Below are 9,769 nucleotides of genomic sequence, written 5' to 3'. Positions count from 1 at the left end.
CCCCGCCCGGAACTGTCAGCTGCCATGTCCGCTACCTCCTTGTTTTAAATGAAAAGGTACAACTACTGAATTACCATGGTCCAAACACACAGCCCTCACCGCAGACACTGTACAAAATCTCGCGATGGAGCCCGCAAAAGGTCCGCAAGTATCCGACAAAGCTTTGAGATGAGTCAAGCAAAATATCATGAAGATATCATGAAGAAGACCAACCAAGCCCTACTCTACACTTGAACATGGGCTTTAGTTAGGAGGCTGAGGTATACTCCCTCATAATCAGGGAAGTCAAGATCACACATTGGTAGGGGGACTGCGTGAGTATACGATGAGCAACTGACTCGTCCAAGAAGCGACTTATTTGGTATGTAGCCTACCACACCATAACTACAGTTGGTATGAGTCCCATCGCTTCTCATCTGTCGTTCCCCATCCGGTACGGATCCTCCTCAAGATAAAGACGTGAGAAAGTTGCTTGTAGATTCCTATGATATAACCCTGCCTGGACTCGATATCCCAACCCCTACTGAACGGTTAAAGGTATATGGAAGATCGCGTCGCGAGAAACTGATCTTCGTGCAGGCGCCCACGCGGGACACATCTATCAATGAACGTGGTCGCCAGGCGGCGGGAGAATTTCTCGCTCTTGATTGAGTTGTGTGACCTGTTGCGTCAGGAGGGCAATATCCGTCCAACCCGCCCCATCGCCCTGAGGGATCCACCGAGCCCGTAGGTACCCGAATCGATCAAAAAGAAACTCCATGTGTTTCGGTCGCGTCCCTTCTCCAAACAAATCGGGGATAGAGAGCGTCCTCCTGAACAGGGCATAACTACTGGAGATCTCGCGTGCCCCCTGCGTAACAATCGGGAATGACGTATCCCGCACGACTGCGGCCAGATCATCGGGCGACAAGTCGGCCATAGGGACAGCTAAAATGGATGTATTATTCCTTACAATCTCAGCGGAAGCAGAACGAAGTCGATCGAACCGCTCTCGCGACTCTGGCCAGGAAAAGAGAACCAGCAGTAAGTCTCGCTTACCACGAAAATCTTTCAGAGTACCACTCGAACCATCATGCGCAGCATACGAAAAGTTCGGTGTCGCCAAGAAAGGCTGTTCGGGCAAAATGCGAGGAGTAATGATCCTCGATTGATATCCTCGTGAATTCGCATGCAGGAAATTCAGGAGATCCCAACGTTCTTCTTCGGAAAACTTCTCTCCGAAGGCCGGCATCACTCCATTGAATCGTCCATAGGTGAGCCAATGGAAAAAATCGCCCGCCGTATGCATAGCAGTGTGCGGTTCCGTGAGCAGGTCAACCGGTTGCTTCGGTAACGCTTTTGCCAATACCCCATTTCCTTTGGCCTGAGGTCCATGACAAGGGATACAGTTCGCCGTAAAAAGGTCCACGCCATTGGCAATCGAAATCGCATCAAACGGAACCGGGGTCTTTCTGTAGGTTTCCGGGTACGATTGTACAGAAAGCGGATAGAGCGTTGCGCCAAGGCCAAGGATCCCTAGCATTGCCGGAACAGCAATTCGCCATGAGGTTGTCCACTGCTTCTTGCGACCAAGGATAATCGTGATCCCAGCCGTGATAAGGAATACGAGACCAGTCAATACGATCGTGCGCACAAGCGGATCTACCCAATTGGCGTCGATCGAGAATCGGAACGGATACGGCCAATTATCGATGACATCGTGCTTGGCCGGTACGGCATTGGCCAACACCGTTGCGACCACGACGAGCACAATGGCTAGACCAAACTCAACAGCGACCCATTTTCTGAGCCTTTTCCCGGCCTCAGTTGCCATCTCAGGACTTTTCAGAAGGGACGGCACCCATACAGAGCGGGCTCGGGAGGCGATCAAAAGAATGATCGCCAGTAACGTCAACTTCGCGATAAGTAGCCATCCGTAGATTGTTGCAACCAATCCAGCGTAGTTGGTATCGATCATACGACTGGCCACGACAAGACCAGATACGACAATGGCAATCATCGTGTACAAGGCTAATGCTGAAAATCTGTTCAACACCTCACTGACACGAGATCGTTCGTCCGCCGAGCTGGTCGCCGTAGTAGACACAACGAGGATCACACCAGGAAGCCCGCCAAACCAGATACTGGCGACGATGAGATGCAGAGCATAGGTCACCGTGGCGAAGACTGCCTGCTCTTCGGCTGCGGAATGACTTGCGAGAGAACCCAGGGTCAGGGGCAGCGCCGCGACAACTGCGCCCATGATGTATTGCCATTGGGCAGGGGGTGAAATCCGAAGATACAGAACGACCAGGAGGACGGCGAGAGCACTCGCCGCGCGCAAGATCCAAATAAATCCGATCCGCGTCTTCTGCAAGAAATCCATCCAGGCTTGAAAAGCCCACGCATTGTCGGGAATTCCGGTCGCTTGAGCCGTTGTGGTGGCAAGGAGACCTACTAAGCCGACGAGAAGGGTAACGCCCAACCAAGGGAAGGTCTTAACCAGACGAGTCTGCCAGAGAGACCCAGACGTAGAGGCCTGCTGCCCGGCTATGGCCAAAAATACACATCCACCGATCAGCAGCATAGAGGAAACGAGCTGCAGACCACGAAACAGCGCACCAACAAACTCGATCATTTCTTTTGTGCTTCGCCCTTCACCGTGAAGCCGAAAGACGATTCGACGACATGCCCATCCACCGAGAGGACGCGAAACTTGATGGAGTATTTTCCCGGTACCAGCTCCGGCAACGGCAGGATGATCGATTTGGGATCATCAGGTGCGAGAGTCGGCTTCACCTCGGTGATTGACTGGCTCTTGTCGTCCAGCACAACCAACGACGCGTAATCTCCCTCAATCTGCTCATTGAACCACAAACGCACTTGACTCGGTGACTTGGTAAGGACCGCCCGCTGCGGCGGCTCTGCCTTCACCAACATTGAATGGGCCAGTGCTGAGGCTGCAGGCATGCCCAAAGCCAACACAACCATTAGAGACAAAGAGACCCGTAGAGCCGTACACTTATCCAGCGATATGACCATCCGCCCTCCACCTGTTCCATTTCGGTTCCGAAGAAAGTTTGGCCTCATGAGTCATTCGGATCGTAGGGTTCTGTATCAGATATAGCCTAGGTTGTACTGGCTTGCGAAGGCTTCCGACGGTCGCGAAAGGTATAATACACCGCCACAACGAGACCGACCAGGACCGGTATAAAGACCGTGATGTAGTGCATCAGATGTGAAACGGCGCCTGTTTCACCGACGGAAAATGGAAACCGAGCAACATGTTCCTGCTTTTCACCGACCGAGACAAGACCAACGAACTTCCCCGGCTTATCAAAATTGTACTTCACATCAATCGAGCCGGTTGGGTAGACCTTGGCCGGAAGATGGGCAATCGTCGAAGATTCAAGGTTCCCTTCTGAACCTGTGTCGTTCATCACTCTGACTTCAACCGGAACAGAACGAAGCTCATGCTCCACAAAGTCCAGGACCAACACCGCATTTCCGGCGGCGGGAAGTTCCTGACAAAACTGTCGGTCATAATACATATCCGGCAAATAGCTATGGAAATACATCTTATAGGGACCAACATGGAGGACACAGGTATCGGCTGCTAACTCATGTCCGTGCTGGGCCATCGCCGGAAACGGCGCTGCAATCAGCAGAAACAGACAACAGATCCATATAGGAACCAGAACGCGAGAGAACATCGTACAACCTCTTCTTTCTCTTCTTTCCTTACAACTCAGCGCTCACAACTTTCCTCGACGCCACCCGTGTTAGGAAGTCGCAATCTGTGACGGCTTCCCACGATCCCGCATGAAAAAGACGATAGCCCCGACAATGACCACCGCGAGCACAGGCACCATATAAATATTCAAGAATTTTGAAAAGAATTTCGGCTCTCCGACCGAGAACGGAAATTTTGAAATATGTTCTCCCTTTTCCCCTACCGTCACGATGCCAACAAACTTCCCCGGCTGCTCAAATGTATGGTTAAAATCAATGGAACCATTGGCGTAGACTTTAGGCGGAAGATGAAAAACGGTATTGGCCTCAAGATTGTCCTCCGACCCGGTATCTTTGATAATCCGGACTTCAGCGGGAAGAGTGCGAAGTTCTTGTTCAATGTAGTCAAGGACGACAATCGTGTGCCCAGTTGCAGGAATATCCTCACAGAATTGCTTCTGCTGCGTATTTTCAGGCTGATACCCACTAAAATGCATCATGTACGGACCGACCGTGAGTTTACACATGTCTTCAGCCATGGACAGTCCGCCGTGAGCATAGACCTGCGTAGAGACGAAGACGCTCAGGGCACATACCACACATGCAACTGTTAGCTTGAGATAGACGAAAGACCTCATAAATGATCCCTCTGTGGAAAAGTGAAGTGACTGCATCAATACCGTCCTGACTGGCCTAGCGCCTCACGAACGCCGGCGAGAGGCCCACCAATTTCGCACTCGGCTCGACTTGGAGAGCTCGTACCCTACCACACCAAGCACCAGCAACAACGCCAGTGGTCCGAGCGCCGAACGTCCGAGCTTCGAGTAGTCGACCTGTTGTACTCGGAGCAAATATGCCGAAGGGCTCAGGCCTTCTGCCGTGATAATCAATTTATAGAGGCCCTTCTCCAGCCGTGCTTCTCCCCGGAGAATCCCATCCGGATGGGAGACCGGCTTCCAATACGCGACAGTCTTAGCTTCATCTTGATCGTTTTCATTGACTCCACGAATGATCTTGACGCCGACAGGGAGTGTACGCAATCCAGGGTCAACAAGATCCACTACCAGGAAGGTATCACCGACATCTGGAATGTCCGTACAGTACTCAGCCTTCGGCTCAATCTGTGGTTGATAGGCGCTTAAGTGCACCATATTCCCACCAACCTTGCGCACGCAGATATCCTCCTCAATGGATACATTGCCGTGCGCTGCGACAAGCCTCGGACTGAAGACTCCTGCGATCGCAAGGATAAAAAGAAGGACACCAACACATGTTATTTGCTTCATCATGACTTCAATTATGAAATAGTTCAGACAATTTGAATCTGAAAAATGTACCACCCCGCAAGCGATTCTTTCAAGTACTCGATCGCATCCCCTGAAATCTGCGTCACCAGGGAGTTTGCTCGTCAATATGCGGTCCATGGTAAACTTCACTCACCCCTCCCCATCACGGCACTTCCATTCTCCCCACATAGGGACACCGCACAAACCCGTGGAATACGCACTGCTCAGACACACCCTCTGACAGCACTGAGAACTCATTTCATCGACATTGAGAGGCAAACTCGAAATGGATCTATTTCTTGGGTTGACGATGCCGCCAAGACGTGCTGATAATGAGAAAAGTCATGGAGCTGACATAAAAAGGAAAAAGGAGGGCGTTCATCATGAAGGCAAAGGATGGGGTTGTCACAATTTTGAACAAGATTTTGACCGCAGACCTGACGGCCATCAACCAGTACTTCGTCCATGCGAAAATGTGCGAGAACTGGGGCTATGAACGGCTCCAGCGTAAGGTACGAGAACGAAGTATTGATGAAATGAAGGATGCCGACGAACTCATCGGTCACATCCTCTATTTGGAGGGGGTCCCAAATGTACAGCGAATGAACACGGTCCAAGTTGGTGAGACCGTAGCGGAACAACTGAAGCTAGACTTGAAGGCGGAGCAGGAAATGCTGACCTTGCTGAATGAAGGAATCGTTCACTGCGCAAAGGTGACTGACTTCACGACTCGACACATGTTGGAGGATATGGCGAAGGATGTCGACGGACATATTGATTGGATCGAAACCCAATTAGAAACCATCAAACAGGTAGGGCTTGAGAACTACCTCACTGAACAAATTAAACCCGAGTCCTGAGGGAGACCATGAAAGCCAAAGAAGGGGTTGTGGAACAACTCAGCCACGTGCTCACCGCCGAGCTGACGGCCATACATCAATACCTGCTTCATGCAGGCCTCTGTAAAAACTGGGGATATGAGCGGCTTCATGAATATTATCGCCATCTAGCAAATGACGAAATGCAGCACTCTGCCGGACTTATCCAGCACATTTTATACTTGGATGGTACGCCGGAGATGGAACGTCTTGAATCCGTGATGCATGGGAAAGATGTCGTGGCACTCTTTCGAGCTGATCTTGAGTTTGAGCGTGAAGACGTCGAATTGCTTCGAAAGGCCATTGCCCACTGCACCACGGTTGCTGATTTCACCACACGGCACCTGCTGGAACACATGCTTGAAGACACGGAGGGACATATTGATTGGTTCGAGACAAGACTCCGAACCATCGACCAAGTTGGTCCCGAGCGGTTCCTGTCCGAACAGATCAAGCGGTAAGCAACTCTCTGCCCCCTAAAGCTCGCCCTTGGTCCTTCGCTAATCTTGCTGAGGACCAGGGGCTGTTCGCATTCCCAGTTTTCCCCCTAATTTTCTTACTCCTAGCTCATAGCCATTCCCCGAAACTCTCACCGTTTTCTGCCCAGATAGCTGATGACACCACACAAACTTGCCCACCTTTTCCTGCTCCTGTATGATAAAAGTCGAGTTCGGTTCACATTCAGCGAAGCCAACCGTATTGAAGTACGACATACCGTAGTGCACGTTCCCAACAGACATCATAAAAACATATGAATGCCCCATCAGCGCCTCCTTCTTCATCCCAGTGGCTCACGTCTATTACCCAAGGTGCCATTCGCCATTTCCCTGTCCCCACTGCCCATGATCGCCACCGCGTAAGGGACTACGGAATTGCCGTCTTCACGTTCTTCAGCGTCGCAATTAGCTGTGTAATGGAGATCAATGCCAGTGTCGAGCGACAACAATTCCTTGGAACCTGTGCATGGATCTTTCTCGCTGCTTTGCTCATCGGAGAAAATCACGAAACAAAGGCACAAGTCATCATTGCAGTCCTCTTTGCTACCATTGGAGAGCACTTTGCCTCTTTGTACATGGGAGGCTACACCTACCGCTTTGAAAATGTGCCTGCCTACGTTCCACCAGGACACGGGATGGTGTATCTGACGGCGGTTGCCCTTGCACGATCAGCTCTATTTGTACACCACCCTGGGAAAATCGCTCTCTTTGTCATTGGGGTCTGGGGAAGTTGGTCCCTGTGGGGAGTCACTGGGTATCCGGATCGTGGAGATTGGGTTGGAGCCTTGTTGTTTATAATTTTTTTGGTCTGGTTGTTAATCGGTCGCTCACCGATGATCTACCTGGCAGCGTTTTTTATCACCACCTGGCTGGAATTGATCGGCACCGCGGTCGGAGCCTGGGAGTGGGCGTCTATCGATCCTCTCTTGGGATGGCCGCAGGGCAATCCTCCGAGCGGCGCTGGGGCCTGGTACTGTCTAGTGGATGCCGTGGCCATCGGCGGAGCCGGACCTACTTTGCGCGGCATGAGACGGATCATCCATTGGCATAAGTCAGGATGGCTCTTGAAACGGATTGGCTAACTATGCTGACGCTGACGCCGCTGATGCGTGTGCGGAGAGGACCCACCCCCGATTGAGACAGTTATTATGAGCACAGGTCATACGGCGACAATCATTTCCCTACAGGTCGGTTTACCTCGGCGGATGACCTCCGGGGACGTGTCAAATCAGTCAGGTTCGCAGCAGGAATGGACCACCGGTTTTTTCAAGGAGCCAACAACCGAATCGATTTGGTTGGGAGTGCTTAATCTTGCAGGAGATGGGCAAGCCGATCTTGAAAATCATGGGGGCGTTGATAAGGCTGTGAATGTCTACCCTCGCGAACATTATCCCTATTGGGAACAAGCAATTGGGTTACCCTCGCTCCCCATGGGAGGTTTTGGGGAAAATTTTACCACGCACGGTGTATTGGAACAGCACGTGTGCATTGGTGACGTCTTTCAAATCGGAGATGCGACGGTACAAATCTCTCAGCCACGACAACCCTGCTGGAAACTGGCGCGCTACTGGAAAATCAGAGACCTAGCGGTGCAGGTTCAGGAAACGGGTCGCACTGGCTGGTATTTCCGTGTCCTCAAGGAGGGACACGTTCAGGTGGGAAAGAACCTCGTCCTACGGAAGCGTCCCTATCCGCAATGGACCGTAGCAGTCGCAAACCAGGTGATGCACCAGCGCATCCAAGATTTACAAGCCGCACAGGAACTTGCCGATTGTGATGCTCTCTCATCCAGATGGCGGGAAAAGCTCCGAAAACGAGCACTCACTGGCGCATCAGAAAACACCTCGCTCCGATTAAACGGCCCCTTACAATAACGATCTCCACTGAACCGTATCGTTTTCATGAACGCATAAGGCCGTGCATCGGTGACGATGCACGGCCTTATTGCAGAACCCTCAGCAGAAACGACCGAGGACGCTCTAGTCTTCGTCGTCGTCCGCCTTTTTCTTCACTTCCTTGATCACCGGCTTCCCCTGCGCAATACTTGCATTTAGATCATGTTCGGGAACTTTTTTATGCACCAGATTCTGGTGGCAATCGATACAAGTAGCTCCTTCGCTTTGCATCTTGGCATGCGCAGCCTTGGCTGAAGCTCCCGGCGGCTTAGTATTCTTGTGACAAGTCCGACAGGTGAGACTATCCCACTCCTTCAGCTTCATCCGTGCGCGGAATGCTGCTTCTGGCCTATGCTCATTGAACTTTTCAACAGTTGAGTAGTCAGTGGTAAATTCCTTAATCAAGAACGGAACTCCGTCCACCACGTGAGTCCACACGGCCTTATGGAAATTCGACAGCCCCTGAGGCACATGGCAGTCCTTACAACCGGGGTCCATACCAATCGCGCCCCAGTGCGAGGACTTTTTCAACTCCTCGTAGGGATAAATTTCCGAGTGACAACTGATACAAAACTCAGTTCTTGATATCGCTGCTTCACCGCCAAAGACTACGGTGATGAGCCCTATCCCAAGAACTGCTCCAGTAATTAATGTCCCCAACTTTGGCATTGTTATTCATCCCCGCCCTTATCGGACTTCACTGCTGGCTTGGCGTTTTTTTGGAATTCCTCGTGGAATTTCGGCATAGGTGGACCAGTGAATGTCCCTGCGAGCTTGAAATGCGTATGCATCGCTTTGTCGTCTCTCACATACTTCTCAAAATCAAACGAGTACTTCTTGTCCACGGTAGGTGTAAACGGTGTGTAGGGCTTCTTTGCACCCTTCCATGGTGAACCTTCATAGTTCAAATGGCAGGCATTACACTTTTCTTGAAATTCAAAGTCTTGGCCAGCCTCCACAAGACTGGCTCGTTCTGTGGTCTTTTGTGACTTTTCATAAGCTTCACCAGCTTTGCGGTGAATCTTACGGTAGTCACTTCCTGCTCCGTGACAGGATTCGCACCCAACGCCGGTTAAGAATTTTTCCGGCTCTTCAATGACGTACCCACCTTCCTTACCGAACCCGTCAACGTGGCATCCAACGCAATCCTTGTCTTTCGTATAATCCTTTTTAGGGTCAAGTTTGGCCTTGACCATCGCCTCGTCCTTCTTCTTACCTCTGCTTGGCTTGAGCGACTCCATTGCCTTCCCATGCAGGGTCTTCTCCCAGGCTTCGCCCTCTCCCTTATGGCAATTAAAACACTTTTTCCGACCTTCAAACGTCCCATCGGCTGAGGCTGTCCCAGCCATAACGAGGAATACCGCCGTAGCGGCCAATCCACATAAAATGCGGTAATTCACGGCATCTCCTTTCCCATAGATATATGAATAAGATCCCCTCTATTGCTATCCCAGTACTGAATGTTGTGATCGTATAACAATTGCACCTACTCTCGCTACAGA

11 protein-coding genes are annotated in these 9,769 nt (G+C 51.2%); 4 read left to right on the top strand and 7 right to left on the bottom strand.

What is annotated here, in order from left to right; genetic code table 11:
* Positions 1–601: 601 nt before the first annotated feature.
* The 5 genes from ACYX34_RS08180 to ACYX34_RS08160 all read right to left on the bottom strand — a co-directional run bounded on the left by ACYX34_RS08180 (position 602) and on the right by ACYX34_RS08160 (position 5,000).
* Positions 602–2,617, bottom strand: a complete 2,016-nt coding sequence (locus ACYX34_RS08180; RefSeq protein WP_462076065.1) for a CopD family protein — start codon at positions 2,615–2,617, stop codon at positions 602–604.
* A complete protein-coding gene (locus ACYX34_RS08175) occupies positions 2,614–3,069 on the bottom strand; it encodes a copper resistance CopC family protein (protein ID WP_462076064.1) in 456 nt (151 codons plus the stop codon). Before ACYX34_RS08175 ends, ACYX34_RS08180 begins: the two co-directional genes overlap by 4 nt.
* Positions 3,070–3,107: 38 nt before the next feature.
* Positions 3,108–3,692: a hypothetical protein gene (locus tag ACYX34_RS08170; protein WP_462076063.1), complete on the bottom strand. Its 585-nt coding sequence runs from the start codon at positions 3,690–3,692 to the stop codon at positions 3,108–3,110.
* A gap of 69 nt (positions 3,693–3,761) precedes the next feature.
* On the bottom strand, positions 3,762–4,385 hold the full coding sequence (locus tag ACYX34_RS08165; protein WP_462076062.1) for a hypothetical protein: 624 nt from the start codon (positions 4,383–4,385) through the stop codon (positions 3,762–3,764).
* Between the two features lie 27 nt (positions 4,386–4,412).
* Positions 4,413–5,000 carry a hypothetical protein gene (locus ACYX34_RS08160; RefSeq protein ID WP_462076061.1) on the bottom strand — a complete coding sequence of 196 codons (588 nt, stop codon included), beginning with the start codon at positions 4,998–5,000 and terminating at the stop codon, positions 4,413–4,415.
* Between the two features lie 380 nt (positions 5,001–5,380).
* Here ACYX34_RS08160 and bfr (ACYX34_RS08155) point away from each other — a divergent pair, with 380 nt between their 5' ends.
* The 4 genes from bfr (ACYX34_RS08155) (at position 5,381) to ACYX34_RS08140 (ending at position 8,246) form a co-directional block, all read left to right on the top strand.
* Positions 5,381–5,857, top strand: coding sequence for a bacterioferritin (bfr, locus tag ACYX34_RS08155; RefSeq protein ID WP_462076060.1), 477 nt, complete (start codon positions 5,381–5,383; stop codon positions 5,855–5,857).
* An 8-nt stretch (positions 5,858–5,865) separates the two neighbouring features.
* Positions 5,866–6,336, top strand: coding sequence for a bacterioferritin (gene bfr / locus ACYX34_RS08150; protein WP_462076059.1), 471 nt, complete (start codon positions 5,866–5,868; stop codon positions 6,334–6,336).
* Positions 6,337–6,626: 290 nt separating this feature from the next.
* Positions 6,627–7,454, top strand: a complete 828-nt coding sequence (locus tag ACYX34_RS08145) for a hypothetical protein (RefSeq protein WP_462076058.1) — start codon at positions 6,627–6,629, stop codon at positions 7,452–7,454.
* Positions 7,455–7,520: 66 nt separating this feature from the next.
* Complete coding sequence (locus tag ACYX34_RS08140) at positions 7,521–8,246, top strand: MOSC domain-containing protein (RefSeq protein WP_462076057.1); 726 nt, start codon at positions 7,521–7,523, stop codon at positions 8,244–8,246.
* A gap of 105 nt (positions 8,247–8,351) precedes the next feature.
* Here ACYX34_RS08140 and ACYX34_RS08135 read toward each other — a convergent pair whose 3' ends face one another.
* The gene (locus tag ACYX34_RS08135; RefSeq protein ID WP_462076056.1) at positions 8,352–8,936 is read right to left on the bottom strand and encodes a NapC/NirT family cytochrome c; all 585 of its coding nucleotides are present in this window, start codon (positions 8,934–8,936) and stop codon (positions 8,352–8,354) included.
* A gap of 2 nt (positions 8,937–8,938) precedes the next feature.
* Positions 8,939–9,667: a cytochrome c-550 CycA gene (gene cycA, locus ACYX34_RS08130; RefSeq protein WP_462076055.1), complete on the bottom strand. Its 729-nt coding sequence runs from the start codon at positions 9,665–9,667 to the stop codon at positions 8,939–8,941.
* Positions 9,668–9,769: the final 102 nt, after the last annotated feature.

It is taken from the genome of Nitrospira sp. CMX1, from assembly GCF_054902215.1.
This window is presented reverse-complemented; position numbering and strand designations above follow the sequence as displayed.